The sequence below is a fragment of the Okeania sp. SIO2C2 genome (genome assembly GCF_010692625.1).
In the GTDB taxonomy this organism is placed as follows: Bacteria; Cyanobacteriota; Cyanobacteriia; order Cyanobacteriales; family Microcoleaceae; genus Okeania; species Okeania hirsuta.
The window spans coordinates 25,790-47,883 of record NZ_JAAHGM010000028.1; the positions used below are offsets into that span (position 1 = coordinate 25,790).

The 22,094-nt window shown below is 35.2% G+C and carries 12 protein-coding genes and 2 pseudogenes; 11 read left to right on the forward strand and 3 right to left on the reverse strand.

The window, feature by feature from the left end:
• The 4 genes and pseudogenes from F6K18_RS21000 to F6K18_RS21015 all read left to right on the forward strand — a co-directional run.
• Positions 1-330: pseudogene (locus F6K18_RS21000) on the forward strand (sulfotransferase); the annotation flags it as partial.
• Entirely contained in the window at positions 327-569 is a 243-nt protein-coding gene (locus F6K18_RS21005) for a sulfotransferase domain-containing protein (RefSeq protein ID WP_287523661.1), read from the forward strand. The pseudogene F6K18_RS21000 and the gene F6K18_RS21005, both read left to right, overlap by 4 nt.
• 174 nt (positions 570-743) lie before the next feature.
• Positions 744-1,223, forward strand: a complete 480-nt coding sequence (locus tag F6K18_RS21010; RefSeq protein WP_287523664.1) for a sulfotransferase domain-containing protein — start codon at positions 744-746, stop codon at positions 1,221-1,223.
• Positions 1,220-1,462, forward strand: a complete 243-nt coding sequence (locus F6K18_RS21015; protein WP_287523661.1) for a sulfotransferase domain-containing protein — start codon at positions 1,220-1,222, stop codon at positions 1,460-1,462. Before F6K18_RS21010 ends, F6K18_RS21015 begins: the two co-directional genes overlap by 4 nt.
• 259 nt (positions 1,463-1,721) lie before the next feature.
• Here F6K18_RS21015 and F6K18_RS21020 read toward each other — a convergent pair whose 3' ends face one another.
• On the reverse strand, positions 1,722-2,567 hold the full coding sequence (locus F6K18_RS21020) for a PEP-CTERM sorting domain-containing protein (protein WP_287523667.1): 846 nt from the start codon (positions 2,565-2,567) through the stop codon (positions 1,722-1,724).
• A 628-nt stretch (positions 2,568-3,195) separates the two neighbouring features.
• Between F6K18_RS21020 and F6K18_RS21025 the strand changes: the two genes are divergently transcribed.
• The 3 genes from F6K18_RS21025 to F6K18_RS21035 all read left to right on the forward strand — a co-directional run bounded on the left by F6K18_RS21025 (position 3,196) and on the right by F6K18_RS21035 (position 8,018).
• Positions 3,196-3,894, forward strand: coding sequence for a class I SAM-dependent methyltransferase (locus F6K18_RS21025; protein ID WP_287523669.1), 699 nt, complete (start codon positions 3,196-3,198; stop codon positions 3,892-3,894).
• A gap of 506 nt (positions 3,895-4,400) precedes the next feature.
• Positions 4,401-5,675, forward strand: a complete 1,275-nt coding sequence (locus F6K18_RS21030) for a glycosyltransferase family 4 protein (RefSeq protein WP_287523672.1) — start codon at positions 4,401-4,403, stop codon at positions 5,673-5,675.
• Between the two features lie 327 nt (positions 5,676-6,002).
• Positions 6,003-8,018, forward strand: coding sequence for a calcium-binding protein (locus tag F6K18_RS21035; protein ID WP_287523673.1), 2,016 nt, complete (start codon positions 6,003-6,005; stop codon positions 8,016-8,018).
• 50 nt (positions 8,019-8,068) lie between these two features.
• On the opposite strand, the gene F6K18_RS21040 is transcribed toward F6K18_RS21035, so the two are convergent.
• Complete coding sequence (locus tag F6K18_RS21040; RefSeq protein ID WP_287523674.1) at positions 8,069-9,028, reverse strand: calcium-binding protein; 960 nt, start codon at positions 9,026-9,028, stop codon at positions 8,069-8,071.
• Positions 9,029-9,789: 761 nt separating this feature from the next.
• On the opposite strand from F6K18_RS21040, the pseudogene F6K18_RS21045 reads away from it, so the two are divergent.
• A pseudogene (locus F6K18_RS21045) lies at positions 9,790-10,631 on the forward strand (IS630 family transposase); the annotation flags it as partial.
• 105 nt (positions 10,632-10,736) lie between these two features.
• On the opposite strand, the gene F6K18_RS21050 reads toward F6K18_RS21045, so the two are convergent.
• A complete protein-coding gene (locus F6K18_RS21050; RefSeq protein ID WP_287523676.1) occupies positions 10,737-12,434 on the reverse strand; it encodes a methyltransferase domain-containing protein in 1,698 nt (565 codons plus the stop codon).
• A gap of 1,082 nt (positions 12,435-13,516) precedes the next feature.
• Between F6K18_RS21050 and F6K18_RS21055 the strand changes: the two genes are divergently transcribed.
• The 3 genes from F6K18_RS21055 (at position 13,517) to F6K18_RS21065 (ending at position 21,581) form a co-directional block, all read left to right on the forward strand.
• A complete protein-coding gene (locus F6K18_RS21055) occupies positions 13,517-18,277 on the forward strand; it encodes a glycosyltransferase (protein WP_287523678.1) in 4,761 nt (1,586 codons plus the stop codon).
• A gap of 847 nt (positions 18,278-19,124) precedes the next feature.
• Positions 19,125-19,547, forward strand: a complete 423-nt coding sequence (locus tag F6K18_RS21060; protein ID WP_287523680.1) for a hypothetical protein — start codon at positions 19,125-19,127, stop codon at positions 19,545-19,547.
• 1,287 nt (positions 19,548-20,834) lie between these two features.
• Entirely contained in the window at positions 20,835-21,581 is a 747-nt protein-coding gene (locus tag F6K18_RS21065) for a peptidylprolyl isomerase (RefSeq protein WP_287523681.1), read from the forward strand.
• Positions 21,582-22,094: the final 513 nt, after the last annotated feature.

Genomic DNA, 22,094 nt, shown 5'->3' on the forward strand with positions numbered 1-22,094 from the left:
GAATTAGAACCAGGAATAATTACAGGAGAATCAAGCCCTTACTATTTATTTCATCCTCTCGTACCCCAACGAATTTTTGATATATATCCTCAGATAAAATTAATTATATTGTTGAGAAACCCAGCAGAAAGAGCAATATCTCATTATGATCACGAAGTTAGATTAGGAACTGAAAAATTAACTTTGAAAGAAGCGATCGCTGCCGAACAAAATCGCCTAAAAGGAGAAGTAGAAAAAATCATTCAAACAGGAACATATTACAGTTTTAACCATCAACATTATACATATCTAGCCAGAGCAAATATATTGAACAACTGCAAAATTGGATGAATATTTTTCCCAAAGAACAATTTCTTATTCTCAAAAGTGAAGACTTATTCAGTCACCCTCAAGAAACAATGAACAAAGTATTTCAATTCTTAGAACTACCTGCACATTTTTCAGAAGAATATCTTCAATATAATTCTGGCAATTACTCACAACCTAGTGCAGAAATATATCAGGAATTAGTAGAATATTTCCAACCCTATAATCAAAAATTAGCTGAATATATGAGAATTAATTTGTAAGCATTCAACTTTTGAAAAATGGTCTCACTAAAATAATAAATAATAAATCTTAAATATTTAGCTAGACTAATATTCTTTCTAGCCAAAAACTAAATGAATATATTGGTACCAACTTGAACAAAAAATATCACCATCCTATCCACAGAAAATCTTAACAGCAACAAACCCCATTTTTTGATAATTGGAGCGCAGAAATGTGGTACTAATTCCTTATATAACTATTTAGTACAACATCCTTTAATTGCAGCATCCTTACAACATGAAATTCATTACTTTGACTTAAATTTTGACAAAGATTTACAATGGTATCAATCCCAATTTCCCGAATTAGAACCAGGAATAATTACAGGAGAATCAAGCCCTTACTATTTATTTCATCCTCTCGTACCCCAACGAATTTTTGATATATATCCTCAGATAAAATTAATTATATTGTTGAGAAACCCAGCAGAAAGAGCAATATCTCATTATGATCACGAAGTTAGATTAGGAACTGAAAAATTAACTTTGAAAGAAGCGATCGCTGCCGAACAAAATCGCCTAAAAGGAGAAGTAGAAAAAATCATTCAAACAGGAACATATTACAGTTTTAACCATCAACATTATACATATCTAGCCAGAGCAAATATATTGAACAACTGCAAAATTGGATGAATATTTTTCCCAAAGAACAATTTCTTATTCTCAAAAGTGAAGACTTATTCAGTCACCCTCAAGAAACAATGAACAAAGTATTTCAATTCTTAGAACTACCTGCACATTTTTCAGAAGAATATCTTCAATATAATTCTGGCAATTACTCACAACCTAGTGCAGAAATATATCAGGAATTAGTAGAATATTTCCAACCCTATAATCAAAAATTAGCTGAATATATGAGAATTAATTTGTAAGCATTCAACTTTTGAAAGATGGTCTCACTAAAAACTTTGAAAAATCGGCATCGTACTATTTTCTTAAAGCAACATTTAAAGCTTGACACGCTACTCCTGATACCATTTATCCATAAATTTGCGCTTAATATAAAGATGAAAATAGTCAGTTTAATAAGGTCTGAGCAATAATTATTAAGCGCATTGTTACAGATAAATGGTATGACTTACCAAAGTGGTTTGTGGAAATAATTGGTTACCCCAGAGATTAATTGGATCATTATTTTTCTGGAGTTCTCTTAAGGGAAACTGTACCTAATAAACCTACTACTAATAAACTTAAGAGTGAAGATGGTTCGGGTATAGGTTCAGTCTCTGCTATAAGCTCTGCATTACCACTGATTGAATCAACTCGGAACCCAGAGATGACCCCAAAGTCAGATGGTATAAAGTCTAGGGTATTTAAGCCGGAAGCAAATAAGAGTGAAGATGGTTCGGGTATAGGTTCAGTCTCTGCTATAAGCCTTGCGTTACGTCCTATCAAATCTGCGTTACCACTGATTGAATCAACTCGGAACCCAGAGATGACCCCAAAGTCAAATGCTATAAAGTCTAGGGTATTTACGCCGGAAACAAATCCGCTATTAATAATGAAAGTATCTAGATTAGTAAAGCCAGAACTCGTCTGTCCAGTCGATATTCCGTTAATTAGGATATCAAGCCCTTGATCGTCCACAGCCCATTCACCTGAAATTGAGGCGGTGTTAGGATCTAATCCAGTAAGGTCGAAATATGTCCTAAAAGTACGAGTAACCTTGATGGGTTGACCAGTTGCCGTTTCCCAAATCCAGCGAGAATTTGAATTGTTAGGAAACCAAACCGGAGGAATATTAGCCTGATTCACAACGGTACCAGAACTTACCGTTCCTACAATAATATTGTAGTGAGGATCGGCAACACCATCTCCAAGAATCGTACCAGAACTATCAACTCCAGTAGGAAATAGGTTAGGAATGGGAATACTCTGCGCATTAGATGGAACAGCCAACAAAGCAATTCCTGCGCTTAGTCCGGTTACAGATAAATAATTAACTAATTTCAGGTTTTTGATTTTTGATTTTTTCAAAAATATCTAAAAAATATCTAGAAGAAGGGTAAAGGAGGCATAATCTGCTGCCAATACATAATATATAAGCAGACAACTGTAAATACCGCAATAAGCAATAAAAATATCATTAATAAATATTAAATAGTAGAGCAAGCTAAAAAAAAGACGTTGCACATTTAATCAAAAAACTTCTAAAGCCATTGAATATAAACTTTTGATCCAATTTACAATTTGATACATAGCGCCCATAATTTACCATGTTCTACTTATCTAGGCTAATCGCTGATAGCTAGTTAAAACAATCACAAAACAGTATACTTGACATTTGATTTAGTCTATTTATTAATATAGTAATCCCAAATGATTTGTCAAAAATATCAGGACATATAAAAACTCTGAAAATTTTATCCTTATTCCCTATTTCCTAAATTCAAAGATATTTTTTCACAACTAAAATACAGGGTCATTTCATTCTAGATTTTGCCAATTAATTTATTGATTTTCAGACAGCGAAAGATAAATGTCCTAAACCTTGAAATAACGTAGTTTTGTCAATACATAAAACTGTACAGTTGAGAATGAAACAACCCTGGCTAAAATAGAATTGATATTTTAACTAAAAAAACTCACAAGTAAACAAATAAAAATGACTATTGATTATGAAAATTCTTGGGAAGAATATGCAAAAAAATGGCATGAAGATTATCCCGAATTAACTCATATAGGTGACGAATGGATAGGTAAAGCAGCAGGGGCAGCCAACTCATTAGCAGAATATGAAAAATTAATAGAACAAAAATTTATAGCACCATATATCAATGAAAAACATACAGTACTAGAAATAGGCATTGGTGGAGGACGTACAGCAGAATTGTTGCTCAAACATTGCCAAAAATTAATATGTGCTGATATCTCCAATTCTATGTTAAATGCTACTAAAAATCGACTCGGCGAAGCCAAAGTCAAATACCTAAAACTTGATGGAATAACATTAAATGAAATTGATTCAAAAACAGCAGATGTTTGTTTTTGTTACGACACAATGGTGCATTTAGAACCCAGAGATATTTTTAACTACCTAACCAAAATACCCGCCAAATTACGAGGAGAAAAAATTTGCATATTTCACCACACAAATACCCTCAGCGATCTAGGTTGGCAAAGATTTCTCAAAGATTGGGATAACAATCTTATGGGAAAACGAAACGGAACCGCTCACTCAGTAATGACTAATACAATAATGGAGAAATTTCTATCCCATCTCAAATACAAAATTATTCATCAAGATACTAATTCAGTTCCTAGAGATTGTATTTGGATATGCCAGGCACCAGACATTATTTAGGGTTTGCTGAAAAAGTCTTTTTAAGGAGTAGGGGAGTGGAGGAGTAGGGAAGTGGGGGAGTAGTTAGGAGGAACGGAGAATAGAATTTAATTAGGAGGTAGTCAAATATATTTGTCAGAGTTATTTTTCTGCAATTATTCTGCCTTTTATGCTAAAATTTTGAGGGTTTTGGACGTAATACCAGGCACTTTTTTACATCATAAAAAGACTAAAGCCAATATCAGTCAATTCTTTAAGATTTAATCAGCAAACCCTATTTAAACGTAAGCAAAAAGCCGTCAGCTATTAACTATCAGCTATGAATTTTAGGCAAGGTAAAAGCAACCTTTGAAATTGAGAAAAAATAAAAAGTTACTGCCATACGTTCCCTGACTAAACCCTAGAAGTAATGAATAATTACTAATTGCTGATAGCTGACTGCTAATAGCTGTTTGCGCAGCAGTCCCCAGGAAATGCTTACATTCAAACATTAAAAAATAATCATTAATAATACAAATTTAGAACTTATGAAATATCTCTTCCTGCACCCAAATTTTCCTGCTCAATATCGTCATATTATTACTGCCTTAGGAGCAAATCCTAATAATCAAGTTGTATTTGGCACAAAAAACGAACGTCCAGAGTGGAAAATACCAGGAGTTCACAAAGCATTATTCAAACCAAGTCGCGAACCACGTCCAGAAACCCATCACTATGTTCGTCCCCTAGAAAGTGCAGTAATTTATGGACAAGCCGTATTTAGAACTGCAGAACAACTCAAAGCTCAGGGGTTTGTGCCAGATATAATTTGTGGCCATTCTGGCTGGGGACCGACCTTATTTGTCAAAGAAGCATTTCCTAACACTCCACTTCTTTGCTACTTTGAATGGTTCTATCATTCCCATGGTTCTGATGCTGACTTCGACCCCGCAGAACCCTTAACAGTAGATGATATGGCCAGAATAAGAGTAAAAAATGCTCCCATACTCATAGACTTGTACACCTGTGATTGGGGATTATCCCCCACATATTGGCAGCGATCGCAATTTCCCACAGAACTCCAAAGTAAACTATCTGTACTCCACGATGGGGTAGATACTGATTATTTTAAACCCAATCCAGAGGCAAAATTAGTACTACCTAATTTAGACCTGTCCGGCGTTGATGAACTTGTAACTTATGTAGCAAGAGGCATGGAACCCTATCGGGGATTCCCAGAATTTATAGAAGCGATCGCCTATCTCCAAGAAAGGAGGCCAAACTGCCATGTAGTAATAGTCGGTTCTGAAAGAGTTTGCTACGGTAAATCTTTGCCCAATGGTAAAACTTACAAACAAGAAATGTTAGAAAAAATACCCTTGGACTTATCACGAGTTCACTTCGTTGGTTCATTGCCCTATGGTCTATACTTAAAAGTCATTCAAGCATCTGATGTTCATGTCTACTTAACCAGACCCTTTGTTCTGTCATGGTCTATGATTGAGTCTCTATCCACTGGTTGTCTAATTGTAGGATCAGATACACCTCCTGTGAGGGAAGTTATTGAGGATGGTAAAAATGGCCTATTAGTAGACTTCTTCTCCCCCAAACAAATAGCTGACCGCATTGATGAAGTGTTGAATCATCCAACTCGCATGGCAGAAATACGTGCCAAGGCCCGCAAAACAGTTTTAGAGCGATACGCTCTTTCCAACTTATTAACAAAACATTTAGAACTAATTCATCAAGTTGCTAACCGCACCTTACAAATCAAAGATGTAGGTATAGAAAAAAAACAACCTCTAACCTCATCTAAACTCTAGATACCTTAAAAATCAACCATACTATATGGGAACCTAAAATCAACAATCCACGTCCTCCGGTAATGTTAACACTATAATCAATCATTAAAAATATGCTGCCTTAGTATAAATACTAGATTGTACTTAAAAGTCAATAATGGTAAACCCATAGGCACATAGTAGGCCAAATTTTGGCTGATAATTTTTGTAGTTAAAAGGCTAGACTTATTCCAGATAAACAGGTTAAACTACAGCCGAATATAAAATTACTGGTATTTGTTGGTAGTTGAGCCAAACAAAACAATTGTCCATATTTTAGATATAAACCATGTAGAGGAGTGAAACGGTATGGTAACGCTAACTGATGGAGACGATCGCTTCGATCAGGAGGATTCTGGTAATATAGCACCTGATACGATTAATGCTATTGGTGGAGACGACACGATCTTTACTTCGACCCTAGGTGGCAGTCTAGCTAGAGGTGGAGATGGAAACGATACACTGGTATCTAGGGGTCCTTCTGGTATTAACAACTCTGGTCAACCAGATACTCTCGAAGGTGGTGCAGGGAGTGACTCCCTGGAATTCCAAGCTGCTGCTGGTTTCGGATTTGGAGATGATGAAAATGATACCTTAGTAGCTGTTTCCCGTACTAGCCTTTATGGAGGTCAGGGAGATGACTTTCTCCGTGGCCTGATTGGAGATAACTGGTACTCTGCCAATCAAGGTAATGATATCCTACTTATCGGCACAAGAGATAGTCTTTATGGTGGCAGGGATAATGACACTATTAGTGTCTTTGCTCCGGAAGTAGTAGAGGCACTTGATTTTGACACCTTACCTACATTTACAGGTGACACAGGTCAAGGCCAAAACTTTATTTCTGCAAACCGACAAGAAGATTTAGTTGTTGCTTTTGGCGATCGCGATACTATCTACGGCGGTAGAGATAATGACACATTATATTCTTTGGGTAGCCAAGTCCGTGTAAGTGGAGATCGTGGCAATGATGTAATAGTTCAGCTAAATCAGGAATCTGTAGGTACCCCTGTTAATAGCACAGCTATAGCTTTAACTTCGATAGAAAGGTCTACTCTAATAGGTGGTGAAGGTAATGACTGTATTCAAGGTGCAGTCGGGCCATTTGGTGATGGTAGAAATTCCTTAGATGGCGGAGCTGGCAACGATACTATCAGGGGCCAAGCTTCAAGAGATACCTTGGTTGGTGGTGAAGGTGATGACTTAATTATCACTGGTTTGATCGAAGAAAATGAAGATAAATTTAGTACTAATGGTATAGCAGTTACTGTTCCCGGTTTTGCTGGTCAAAACAGATTAGATGGTGGTGCCGGTGATGATACTCTAGCATCAGGCTTTTTATCAGATACTATGATTGGTGGTCAGGGAAATGATTGTCTCAGTGGTATCTTTAGTCGTGTGGATGGGGGCGAGGGTGACGATACCATTGATGCTACAAGCATCAGTACCAATGCTTCGGGTGGTGGTAGTATTGAAGTTACTCTGATTGGTAGTTCAGGTAATGATATCCTTTTGGGTAGTACCAACGCTGGTGTGGCAAACTTCTTTGATGGTGGTACGGGTAATGACTTTATTCAGTTTGGTGGAACAAGCGATCAGTTAATTGGGAATACACAAGGTAACGATACAGTAATAGCATTTCAGGGTGGAGGTACAGCACCATTCTTCATAGAAGATACTCAAGGTAGTAACACTTTAAGTGGTGGTGATGGAGGAGATACCTTAATTACTGGAGCAGGTGATGATTCCATTGTGGGTGGTACTGCAGATGACTCATTAGGAGATAGTATTAGTGCTGGTGCAGGGGATGATGTTATATTTGGCCGTGGAGGAACTGATACCATTCTTGCTGGTGCTGGTGATGACTATATTGCAGCTGGCCTTAATGGTACAGGGGACTCCTTAATTGGTGGTCAAGGTAACGATAGCTTTGCTTATTTTGCCGTTGAGGAGGGTGTCACTGAAAATAGTGTGATCGTAGACTTCGATCCTTCTGATGACCGGATACTTCTAGACTTGAATGGATTTAATTTGGAAAATTCCAGCAAAAACTCAATTATTGGCATTAATGATTTTGCTGGTGTTGGTCCAGGTGATAACTATGAAGATAGCTTTGCTCGAACTAGCGGTCCTACTATTATCTATGAACGAAACCCAAAAACAGATCCAAATGACACATCAGATGACCCAGAACTAGCTGGTTCAGGTCTGTTAAAGTACGATCCTAACGGTAATCTGGAAAATGATGATAGTAATCCTATTATTACCATTGCTCGCCTCAATGGTACTCCTAACCTACTTCAATCTGACATCTTTATTATCTAATATAATCTATTAGCATTAAGCAAAATTATGAGGCTGTGATTGATTTTTAATCACTCCTCATTTTTTTCTGGATTAGTTTCTGTTTTGACTTGTTTTTCTACTTTATTTCTACCTTCACTCTGAGTTTTTTCCTTAGCTGGAGCTTGTTCTTGAAGCAATGTTATTTGGTTATCAATTAAACTCAAAAATGTAGTGCCAAAATGCTGAATTTCTAGAAAACTTGCATCAGCAGCAGCAGGTTTATAAATTTTAAAAGTCCGCATAATTCCTAAAGTAGCAGCACTTTCTAACGGACCAATAAAGCTGGTATCTCGGTCTAAAAAATAAGGTTGACTAGCCCATTTTTTCATCTGTTCGGCATTCAAAAAATAGCAACCAGAGTGGGGGTTAAGAGTTCTATGAAAGGCAATTACCTTTTCCATGATTTTTCCCTTAAGCTGATATTGTTCTCGAATATTTTGAAATTTAGCTGTTATTTCTGGTTTTAAATCTCCATCTATATAAGCTTTGGGAATAGCTCCTAAAGGAGAAATTTCATAACGATTTGGTTGAAGTAAATTACCATTTCCTGTGTGGTGATTAAACCAATTTAACTTCACAAATAACCATGGATCATGTAGTATTAAATCATCTTCTAAGTAACAATAATAATCGTATTTCCCAAGACATGATTTCATTACTTCCTGACATTCAAAACCTAGTAACATAGGTTCTACGTTAGTGCTGTGGTGCATCAGAAAATTTGAGGGCAAAGGAATTTGAGATAATAAATGAAGACCTTTAGTGGTACAAACAATAATATCAAAATCATGGCCATGATTTTGATTGGCTGGAATTGCTTGATGTCTACTAATATCAATTATGTACTGAGATTTAGCATATAAGGCACGCAATGCAGTTAAACAGGTAGTTAATGCTATGCGTCGTGTTTGCGGGTCTTTGCGTAAAGAACCATGTTTTCCGCTACCTTCAGGGTTAAAAAAATGAGCAATTGTAAATAATATTCGCATTTTTATTTAGATTAGGGAGTAGGGAGTAGGGAGTAGGGAGTAGAAAAATCTACTAATACTAACTTTTTTGGCAGCTCAACTACTTATTCAAAAATCATACGTCAATTTTGATCTGTTATACCAAATTGAAATTAAGCTGCATAGAATAATATTTCAAACATAATTGACCGTAGGTAAGTTTAGATAGATATAGATCGATTTAATGAATTTCAAATTCTATGCAACCTCATATAAAACTGGTATTAAATAGTTCTGGAACACTATGTTTTTAATAATTTAATTTTTTTAGAAAACAAACATAGACTAATAAACTATACTATTTTTTTTGATAACTAAATAATTCAGACGATTACACCTGTGACAATTGCTGTATTTAATTTTGTAGAACCCTTATGGTATCTTTGACGCGGTATGTGTTTTTGGCATGGGAGTCAGAAGTCAGGAAATTCAGAAATAGAACAGGGAAAAAGGTAGAAAAATGCTCCCTACTCCCTTATACCAATTTGATAAATATTTACTACAAATAGTTAGGCTATTTCTTAGGAGTCAGTCCTCAGGAGTCAGGAGTCATCATGAATTGCTTCAATACCAGTTTTTAGGTCGTAAATTCTCTTTTTTGTCAAAGGGACATTTCCGGCAAAATCTTTTTATTGCACTTATTATTCATCACATTCTTTTTTCAAATTGGTATTATAGTCATTCCGAATAAGAGTGATACAATATAAAGAGTAAAATATAAACCAGAATAAATAATTTCAAGAATGTCTTACAGTGTAGATTTACGAACAAGAGTCATTGATTATATTGAACAGGGAGGAAGTATTTTATCGGCTGCCAGAATCTATAAAGTGGGACGTTCTACAATATATCGATGGCTAGCAAGAGTGGATTTAAAGCCGACAAAAGTCACAAGACGTCGGCGAAAACTAGATTGGCAGGCATTAGAAAAAGATGTGAAAGAAAATCCAGATTTAACCCAAAGCGCTCGCGCTGTTAAGTTTGGAGTTAATATTAGTTCAATTGGTTATGCGTTGCAAGTTATGAAAATCACGCAAAAAAAAAGAATTAAGGTATCGAGAAAGAAATAGACTTGAAAGAATAAGGTACTATAAATTACTCAGAGAATTGATAAAAAATTATGGGATAGAAAGCCTTGTATATATTGACGAGAGTGGATTTGAGTCAGTTCAAGAATGTCTAGCAAGCTTGGTCAAACAGAGGGAAGAAAGTCAGAGGGGAGAAACAAGGCAAGAGGAAAAAAAGAGAAAACTTGGTAGCAGGAAGAAGAAAAAGAAAGAAAGTATAAATAGCTCCAATGGTTTTTGAAGGAAGCTTAAATGCTGTGGGAAAAGAGGGATGGCTAGAAAAATATTTATTACCATCACTTGAGGGAAAATCAGTCCTGATAATGGACAATGCACCAATTCACAGAAAAACGGTGATTAGGGAATTAGTCAATGACCAAGGACATGAAGTTATATTTCTCCCTAAATACTCTCCAGATTTAAATGATATAGAACACGACTTTGGTGCATTAAAGAAGAACAGAATGTACGAAGGAAAATATAAATCGATTGATGATATTATTCGAGATTATTGTGCTTCTTACTGTCCCAGTCTTATTCAGAATGACTATACTCCCCCACTCCCCCAATCCCCCACTCCCCTTTTTGTATCCTGGGTCATTCAAAAATAATACTTCAAGTTTTTAATAATCAAATAATTCTGGAACACGATTTTTTAACTGTTCATTTAAACGCGCTAATTCATCTCGCATTTGCAGATACCAATCCCGGCGCTGACGATAATTTTGAGAAAGTAAACGATTATTTTTCACCCAATCATAAGCGTTAATTGCTATTCTTTTTCTGAGATTTTCATCAGTTATTAATTTTCTAAATTTTCTAGCAAAATCTGAAACAGAATGATAAATGAAACCAGTTTTACAATCAATAATTGAATCTTGATAAACTATTGGACTAGCAAGCACAGCTACTCCATAACCTGCACATTCAACAAATTTTAAGTCTGATTTCATTTGATTAATTGGGTTGTCATTTAAAGGTAATAAACCAAGATCACAACTGCCAAGAATCTCTAGATATTTATCATAACTGCAAAATGGATAAAATTCTTTATTGGTTGTATTTAAACTTTCAAAAAATAACTTATCGTGGATGACTTTAAATCTAATTTTATCTTGATAATCTGACAATACTTGATTGATTATCGGCATAATTTCTTTCCAGTCTGCTTCCCTGTTGACAGCTCCGAAAAATATGGTAAGATATTTATTATGGAAAAGTGTGCGCTCATATAGGGGTACTATTCTAGGCAGTTGATTGTGAAAAACTACAACGTTGGGGTTATATTGACGTAAAAAATTAGCTAGGGATGGGGTAGAAGTTTGTACACAGTGACAACCACGATAGCTAAGATAATTATTTTCAGCATATTCAGGACGACGCAACGGATTATCATCAATTTCAGCCACAATCAAATAACCCTTTTCCAGCAAAGACCTAAGTTTATAAAAGTCAGACGGATAATTTAAAATTGTGCGTTGCCAGATAAACACCTTTTCTTCTTGAGGCAACCCTATATTTAAGTCAGCAGTTTTCGTAGCAGAAAAAGTTCTCACCCCAGGAATAGTAGCGCTAAAGCGGTCTGGTTCCAAAACTCTGACAGTACCACAAACTTTCGGGTCCATAATTATTGTTTGAATTAATAATCTCCGGGGAGGGATAGGAGATTTGGTAGCGCGTGCAATGAAATATTCAGCAGCGGTCTGAGTAGCGAACTTTTTTGAATCCAAACCCAAAGCATCAACCAGACCTTCAGTTACTTGGAGAAACTGTTGAAACTCCTCTCCCTTTTCACCACGAGTTTGTATTTCATATACTTGTAAACCTGCGTTAGCGAAACATGACTTGAGACTTTCCAGAGTAAACCAATGACGAATTATTTCCGAATTTTCCCAAGCACCTTTAAGCAAATTAAAAATTCTGCACCAATGCTGTACATTTTGTACAATAGCCAAAACTTGACCATCATTTTTTAACCAACTTTGATGATATTTCAAAACCGCAGTCGGGTCAGCGATCGCCATTAAATCTAAACCATAAATCAGACAGTCTACTGTTTCTGGTTGAATATTTAGAGTAGAAATATCTTGCTGTAGATTTCCTACTAAAATTTTATCTACTTGTAAGACAGAATTTTTAGCAAAGTCTGGATTAGATTCAATGGCAATATAATAACAGTGAGGATTAATCTGTTTATATTGAGAAGCTATTGTGCCATTACCACAGCCAAATTCGATAATAAGTTTAGCATCAGCGGGTATAAATTTTAGAAGTTCTTGGTGAATGGAATTTTCTAAAGAATTAAATCTAGTCTCAGTCATGTTCTGTAATTTAAACTGCTCAAAATAACACAGTTAGTTTATCACTATAATTATTGACCGACTGTTTGAGAGTAATTTCGTATAGCAGAAGAAAGAAGGAAGAAGGAAGAAGGAAGAAGGAAGAAAAAAGAAGGAAAGATCTGGTGTTGTCTGAGTTTTAAGCTTTTGATATATCAAATATAGTAATGGCGACTGTTGCTATATATTTAATCTCTGACTTTCAGCAAGACAAAAAAAAGAACCTATCCCAGTAATAAGATTTTTGCTAAAAACCCTAAATATTTTGAGAGTTAAAAACGAAAAATCAAGCTTTTCAAAAATATTTTACTTAAACAAATAAGCTTGTTAAAAATAGTGGGATAGGTTCAAATAAGTTACCCTCTGAAATTCATCTAGAGAAAATCAACAACTCACAGTCATTCAAATTATGAGATAACTCAACTTTTAACCAGAAAAATTTGAGTAGGAATGAGATACTTTCAGCTCTACTATAGAAAATTCACTACCAAATCTAACTACTCTCTATATATATATTGGAAAATTTAGCGATATTTTGATTTTTTCTACAGTCAAGAGTCAGATGACAGATATATTTAAACCCTCGCTCTCACCAAGATAAAAAAATCAATTATCCTCGGAAAATAATCTAGGGAAAATCAACAACTCACAGCCATTCAAATTCTGAGAGAACTCAAATTTTCAACAGAAAAACTTGAGTAGGAATGAGATACTTTCAGCTCCACTATAAAAAATTAACTACCAAATCCAAGTACTCTCTATACATCTATATATATATTGGAAAATTTAGCGATATTTTGATTTTTTCTACAGTCAAAAGTCAGATGACATATATATTTAAACCCTAACTCTCACAGAGACCAAAAAATCAATTATCCTCGGAAAATAATGTGGATATACTTAGTTGCCCTCATACAAGTAAAATGATGAAAACTTCTTCTATATAACTCCTCTTTTACTGAGACAGATAGATAAGCGATCGCTTATATATAGATAGATAGTAAAATCTGTTAGACTTAACCAATATAAATATTAAGACAATGAATAAACCTAGATACAAAAAGATGATGAAATGCAAAATATGTGAATCTATTTCTTTAAAATTTTCTGAAGCTCATATCCTCAACAAAAAATATAAAATCGACTACTTTCAATGTCAAAACTGCAACTTTATCCAAACAGAATATCCTTACTGGTTAAGTGAAGCTTATTCTCAAGCGATCGCCTCTAGTGATGAGGGTTTAATCTTTAGAAATCTGATGTTATCTCAAATTACAAAGAATATTATCGATCGACTTTTTGACCCAGAGGAAAAATTTCTCGACTTCGGTGGGGGATATGGTTTATTTGTCAGATTGATGCGGGATATTAAATACAAGTTTGATTGGCAAGACAAATACTGTGAAAATCTCTTCTCTCAAAACTTTAAAGCTGCTCAAAACCAAAAATATGAGTTAGTTACTGCTTTTGAGTTACTAGAACATTTAGTTAATCCTATTTCTGATATTCGAGAAATTTTAAATTACTCCCAAAATATTCTCTTCAGCACAGAAATATTACCGCCAAACAATCCTAAACCTAATCAGTGGTGGTACTACGCTACGGATGAAGGTCAACACATATCTATATATACAGTTAAATCTCTCCAAATTATTGCTCAGAAATTTCACCTCAATTTCTACACTAATTATTCATCACTCCATTTATTAACGGAGAAAAAAATCTCTCCAGCTTTTTGTGAAGCACTCTTAAAATATGATGCGGAAAATCTCCGAAAAATTCTTAGACAAAATCGGGATTATCTCAAAACATTCGAGAGAATTTTGTGGAGGGAAGGAAGAGGAGGTAAGAAGGAAGAAGTAAATTCTTTCAACATCCCAAAATCTACTCAAAAATCTCAAGAACTTTCAGATGAAACTCAATTTTTGCACCAGGGAAAAGGAGGAGGTATAAATCAAGGAGTAAATTCTTTCAATCTCCCAAAATCTACTCAAAAATCTCAACAACTCTCAGACAAAACTGAATTTTTACAGCAACAAGAACTAGGAGGGAAAAGGAAAGAAGAAATTTCTCTCAATCTCCCAAAATCTACTCAAAAATCTCAAGAACTTTCAGATGAAACTCAATTTTTTCAGCAACAAGAAGTAGAAGGGATAAATCAAGAAGTAAATTCTCTCAACATCCCAACATCTACCCCAAAATCTCAAGAACTAGTGAGAAGCAAAAAAGAAATTTCTATCAACCTCTCAACATCTACCCCAAAATCTCAACAACTCTCAGATGAAACTGAATTTTTTCAGCAGCAAGAAGTAGAAGGGATAAATCAAGAAGTAAATTTCCTCAACATCCCAAAATCTACTCAAAAATCTCAACAACTCTCAGACAAAACTGAATTTTTACAGCAACAAGAACTAGGAGTGAGAAGCAAAAAAGAAATTTCTATCAATCTCCCAACATCTACCCAAACATCTCAACAACTCTCAGATAAAACTGAATTTTTTCAGCAGCAAGAAGTAGAAGGGATAAATCAAGAAGTAAGTTCTCTCAACATCCCAACATCTACCCCAAAATCTCAACAACTCTCAGACAAAACTGAATTTTTACAGCAACAAGAACTAGGAGGGAAAAGGAAAGAAGTAAATTCTCTCAATCTCCCAACATCTACCCAAACATCTCAACAACTTTCAGATGAAACTCAATTTTTACACCAGGGAAAAGGAGGAGTGAGAAGCAAAAAAGAAATTTCTATCAATCTCCCAACATCTACCCAAACATCTCAACAACTCTCAGATAAAACTGAATTTTTTCAGCAACAAGAACCAGGAGATGAGAAGGAACAAGTAAATTCTCTCAATCTCCCAACATCTACTCAAACATCTCAACAACTCTCAGACAAAACTGAATTTTTACACCAAAGAAAAGGAGAAGAGATAAATCAAGGACTAAATTCTTTCAATCTCACAACATCTACTCAAAAACCTCAACAACTTTCAGATGAAACTCAATTTTTACACCAGGGAAAAGGAGGAGAGATAAATCAAGAACTAAATTCTCTCAACATCCCAACATCTACTCAAAAATCCGAACAACTCTCAGACAAAACTCAAATTTTATACCAGGAAAAAGCATCAGTGAGAAGGAAAGAAGAAATGTCCGCAAAACCAGAAAAACTTACAGAGATAAACGAACTTTTATCAACTCCAACAACTCCTCAAAAATTGGGAATTAATATTGCAGGTTTTGTGAAAGGAGAGTTAGGAATAGGAGAAGGAGTAAGAGCAACACTTCGATCAGTAGAAACCACAAACATTCCCTTTGTTATCAACAAAATTATCAGCACTCCCCATAGAAACTCCGACAAAACCTACCAAAATTTTACCCAAGAAAATCCACATCCAATCAATCTATTTCAAGTCAACGCCAATGAAGTCAAAACCTTTCTCAAAAAACCAACTGTCAGACAATATTTCACCAATAAATATAACATCGGTTTTTGGGCGTGGGAACTTCCGAAATTTCCTCCAGAATGGATAACAGCATTTACACCATTTCACGAGATTTGGACCTACAGTAATTATTGTGCCGAATCTATTTCAATGGTGTCATCTATTCCTGTAATAAAAATGATGCCCAGCATTTCTCTGCCTATTCCGAAAATTAGTAGAAAAGAACTAGGTTTACCAACAGAAAAATTTATCTTTCTATTTATCTTTGACTTTTTTAGTCGCCTCGAACGAAAAAATCCACTCGCCACCATCGCCGCATTTAAAAAAGCATTCGGAAACTCAAACCCAGATGTTTTGCTCCTAATAAAATCATCCAATTCTCAAAAATTTCCTAGAGATAAATCACGACTAATAAATAGTATCGGAGACTCCCCAAATATTAAACATATAGATGGATATTTATCCAAAGAAAAAATCAATGCCTTGCTTTACCATTGCAATTGTTATGTATCTCTACATCGCGCCGAAGGCTTTGGTTTAACAATGGCAGAAGCAATGTTTTATGGCAAACCAGTTATTGCCACTGGCTATTCATCAAATACTGAATTTATGAATGTAGGAAATAGCTTTTTAGTCGAATATGAAAAAGTAGCGATCGCTGATAATTACGGACCATATAAACAAGGGGATATTTGGGCAAATCCTAACATCGAACATTGCGCCAATTTGATGAAATATGTGTTGAATAATTCTGACAAAGCTCAAAAAATTGGATTAAAAGCTGCTGAAGATATTAAGTCATTACTCGGCCCTGAAACTATGGGTAAAAAAATCAAGACTCGCCTCCAATATATTGCTCAAATTACGGAAAACTTTACTAATATTCCAGCGACAAAATTATCTCAGTCCTCTCCAAGTAAGAAATCTCCACTTGTTAGTATTTGCATCCCTACTTACAACGGAGAAAATTTTATCAGAGCTGCAATTAATAGTGCCCTTTCCCAAACTTACTCCAACCTAGAAATCATAATTTCTGATGATAATTCCACTGACAAAACCCTGGAAATAGCCAAATCATTACAATCGGAAAATCCACAAATAGAATTTCGGATTATTTGCCATCAAAATTATGGTTTAGTGGGAAATTTAAACTTCTGTATTTCCCAAGCTAGAGGCAAATATATTAAATTCTTGTTCCAGGATGATTTGCTCGAAAAAAGCTGTATTGAAGAACTTGTCAAAATAGCAGAAGAAGATTCGGAAATAGGCTTAGTATTTTCTCGCCGTCGCGTAATTTTAGAACCTGGTGCAGAAAATAATTCTACTTGTGTAGCTGCTTATCGTGGTACTCAAGATTTACACAAGGATTGGTCAAGTTTGAAAACTATTCAGTCAGGAAAATATTTATTATTAGACCCTAGTTTAATGAAATATCGCCTGAATAAAATTGGGGAACCAACGACAGTATTAATTCCTAAAGCAGTCTTTGAAAAAATCGGACTTTTTGACTCTAGTTTGACTCAAGTTTTAGATATAGATATGTGGTTCAGGATTATGGGAAATTATAAAATTGGATTTGTGGATAAGTCTTTATCTCAACTTCGTATTCATCCCCGCCAACAAACTCAAATTAATCTTACTTCTGGGAAAAATCCTCAAGATTATCAAAGGTTTTATCAGAAAATATTGGAGAATCCTGTTTATAGTTTTTTGACTCCAGAGGTGAAGGAAACTGCTAGAAAAAAATTAGGTATTTTGCTCAAACAAGACTTTTCTCAACTGCCAAATTTGGTGGAACAATATCGTCGCTATCCTGGTGATAAGTCGGTTTTAAATAATCTTCGCCAATTACGTCGTCAACTCGCTGAAAAGTTGTTAGGTTTATCAAATGAACAATTGAAATATTTTTATCAAGCTGAAATAGGTGAAATTTATAAACTTCTACTCAATAGTGGGATAAAAAATGAAGTTTTAACTGCTTCCGAACAAGACTTTGTTGTTAATGTACAGGGAAATTTTTCTACAACTAATCTCTGGCAAAGTCTTTTAGCATTTCTGCTTTATCACTTTGCTTTTCAGTTACCAATAAATTATCGTCGAGCTGTTTTGCCAAAATGGATTTTTACTGATTTTCTGAATTTTTTATTTGCTAGACCTCTAAATTTTCAGGAAGTTGGGGAATTGGAAAAATATTGTGAGTATGTTCAAGATTTAATTGTGTATCTGAAAGGGAATGTTTTTAGTAATAGTAACTCCACAGTTAGGCAAAGTATTGCTGCTTTTATTGCCGACGATCTTGATTTAACTGTTTTTTCTTGTTGTGATTTTTTACTTCCGAATACTTGGCAAAATGTCTTGGAAGTAAGGGAATTTTTTTAGAGTTTAATGAGTCTCAATTTGGTTGTTATTTTTCAGAAATAAGGGATGAACCACAAAATTAGTCTGGGAATATTACTGGATAAATTAAGCCTTCAACAGGATACTTTTACTGTTATTTCAATCCTCGAAAATTTAGATAGACATAACTTTGAAATAGTGTTATATTTTTTTTAAATAATAAATGATATTCTGGGTCTATGCTGTCAAAAATCATATTTGTCCAGAAAACTGCTCAAAAATTTATCTGAGTCGGTAAATACTATCCGTACTGATGAACTAGATCTTTGACTCATCCCTACTAATCCTACTGATACACCAAACCCCTTGTGCCATCTAACTCTATATCGACTCGTAACAATTCAAATAACTACACACTCAACCATAGCTACAGATATTCGTAATTTAGTAATTTAGATTATTGTATTGTCGGCGAAAAACATTCTGTGAAGCATCCGATGTTAACTCCTCAATGACTTTGCCCGATTCTAGCCTACCCCTCACTTTCCCCCCCAATCATCACACTCAGGCCAACCCGTGCTAGTGCCGCTACGCGGAAGTTAAAAGTCATGCATTTAAAAGTCAATCATTTTTGATTTGTAATTGTTTTAGGATTTTTTAACTGGTCAGTTATTTCCGCCATCTTCCACTAGTTGTGGCGCTAACCCTGAAACAGTAGTATTTATTTCTAGCCCAAAGACCAATCAACTCCACCCAGAACAGAGACAGACCTGGTTAACGAAGTCACAAGTCAGAAGTCACAAGTCAGAAGTTATTTTTGTAACGGAGATTTAAGCCACGCTCCAAAAATATTTCGCCTTAAAAGGCGGGGTTGCGCGACCCAATTATTTTGATTAAAAAAAATTATCACAGCCGTACCAAACTCAATTCTAGTATTGTTCTAGTATTGTGGCCTAATAATCTCCGGCCAGAAAATTATGAAGAGATACTGCTATGGAAACAGATGCGATCGCTATGTCGGCAATTTGGCCTAAACGAAAAACGAATAATAGCGATTAAGAACCTCAAATCAAGAGCAGATTTTTCACAATGCCTAGAACTAACTGATGTATATTTAGATGCCTTGATAAATACTGAATTAGTCTCAGTAGTCCAGTCTATATTAGTAGGAGTAACACCAGTAATCAGATATAGTGAAACATCCAGAGGAAGACAAATACCAGCTTTAGTAAAAGAACTAGAATTACCGGAATTAATCGTTCATACCGAGAAAGAATATATGAACCTAAGTGTAGAATTAGCAACTAGCTGAGACTTACCCTAGGATTATGGCAACCAAATTAGGCATAAGATGGCCTCTAACCCTAAATTGTGACGTTTTCTTCCGCTAAATCGCCCGATTATAACGGGAGCTTCTCCTCCTCACAAATAGAACTTCCTGCTTCCCAGGCTGACTAATGTCTACCCCTCCACAGGCAGCAACGATGAGACCCACCGCTGTCTTGTACTAAAAGTTCTGTACTCACCCTATTTCCTTCAGGGAATTTTACCTCAAATACGGAATTACCAGAACTTCACCAGTTGAACCACATATCTTGAGTTGTCTAGGTTCAGCAGTCAGGTGCGTATTACCGCCACTCCTAAGTGATTATACCATAGCACACTTAAGCTACCTTGTTAACTAAAGAACGCTACTAGTTTTTTTGCGGGTCGCGATTCCCCTTCCGTTAACCCTAACGACTATAACCGGAGACCCCTCGCGACATTTAGTTGGAAATCTATTCTTGAGCAGGGAAGTGGGGGAGTGTGGGAGTGAGGGAGTGAGGGAGTGGGGGAGAAGTAAACATACCTTTAGTCCTTCCTTCTTCCTTCTGCTATAGCAATGAAAGAACAACAAAAATTAACTCTCTTGTTTGTGTTACTAAACTAAAAGGATTCTAAGAATTTCAGTTCTGGTTAGTACATAAAGTTGAGGTTAAGACCGTAGCTCGAGTCAATTTTTAAACAGCCTGAATTAAACGAAATTAAAACCTTAAAAAGCCTGAATTAAATGGTATTTTCGATCCTAAAAATGGGGGTTATAATGATGCTAATACAGAAGAGGTAAATAGCCAATGCAATAAATAAAAAAAACAGTAAAACCTAGATGGATAAAGCACAATAAAAATTTTAAATGCAGGAGAAAAAGATTACTATAGTCTTAACTATCTAACTATATAATCATTATTTAACTATAGCTATTGTAGACAGTAGTAATAATAATGATGTTATTATGAAGTAAAGTATAATATAAATATTTTGACTAGCATATTCATCCGAATTATACCCAAGTTAAAAGCAGTTGGTGAAACAATGGATTAATAAGCATATATTTTGACCCATATTCGTAGTCCTATGACTTTAGTGTAGATACCAATAACAGGGGAACAGCTCCAAAGGACAATGCGTCACAGGGCAAAATCACCTATTTCTTTGTATTTTTAAATTAAAGACGAATCAATATAAAGAAATAATAATAATATGGTAACTTAATCTGCCACTACTTTTAACAGAAGACTAAATTAAAAGGGATAGTGCAAGTCAGTTGGAGATATGAAAAATGACAGGACTGTTTCAAATCGGCGATAAATTATTGCAAGCTCAAGATATCCCATCGTTATTAAAACGTTATCAGTTAATGCCTCATTTTTTACGAGGAGTGATAATTGACCAAGCGATCGCTAACTTGACTTGCACAGAAGCACAAAAAACTACAGCGGTAGAAAAATTTGAGAGCCAATATCAGTTAAATACCCCCGAAACCAAACAAGCATGGCTCAAAAACCAAGACATGACCCAAGAACAATTGGTAGAAATGGCAATTAGACCAATATTACTAGAAAAATTTAAACAAGAAACTTGGAGTAATCAAGTAGAAAGATATTTTCTGACTCGTAAGAGCAGTTTAGACCAGGTAGTATACTCTCTGATTAGGACAAAAAATCCTGGTCTAGCCCACGAACTGTATTTTCGCATAGTAGAAGAAGAACAAACCTTTGCGGATGCAGCTCGTCAACACTCTGAAGGTCCAGAAGGGCGCTCGGGAGGATTATTAGGGCCAGTGCCTCTGAGTCAACCACACCCTGCTATAGGCAAAATTTTATCAGTAAGTAAACCAGGTCAAATCTGGGCACCACGTCCATTGACGGAATGGACAGTAATTATTAGATTAGAAAAATTTATCCCTGCACAGCTTGATGACTCAATGCGTCGCGCTCTAATAGATGAACTATTTGAAAATTGGATCAGAGAACAAATAGGAAAAATTGGTACCCTCAAGCCACTACGTTCAGACGTAAAAGTTTGAAGAAGGTTTTAGGTAGTGTGTTGTGAGGTGCTAGGTAAATAACATACAAGAAAAGTGTTATGTAGTAGGTTTCAATAATTAACAATTAACAATTATTTCTTAGGTGAATAACCAATAACCTACTCTTCCAAGCAAAACTGGTTGATGAGAAGATTTTAACCCAACTAGATTTGGCAAGGGGTCTCCCGTTATAATCTCCGATTTAACGGGAGGTGAATTGCCCACAGTAAATTAAACAGGTGTCGATTGGTTTTTAAATCAAGCAATAAAGAGTAGTAGAAAAATTATGATAATTACTCATTGCTACAAAATTAGACGTTGCACAGCGACGAATGATTTGATATTTTTGATTGAATTGGATTGTGGATTAATCAATTGCTAGAATGATTAATTAATGGTTATTTTTAGTCAAAGTCTAAACTAATTTTTGGCAATATCATTCCATAATGTGCAACCCCAGAAATAAAAATCTATTGCACAGTTTTAGCTGTGTTAGTTCACTACGACCTACAA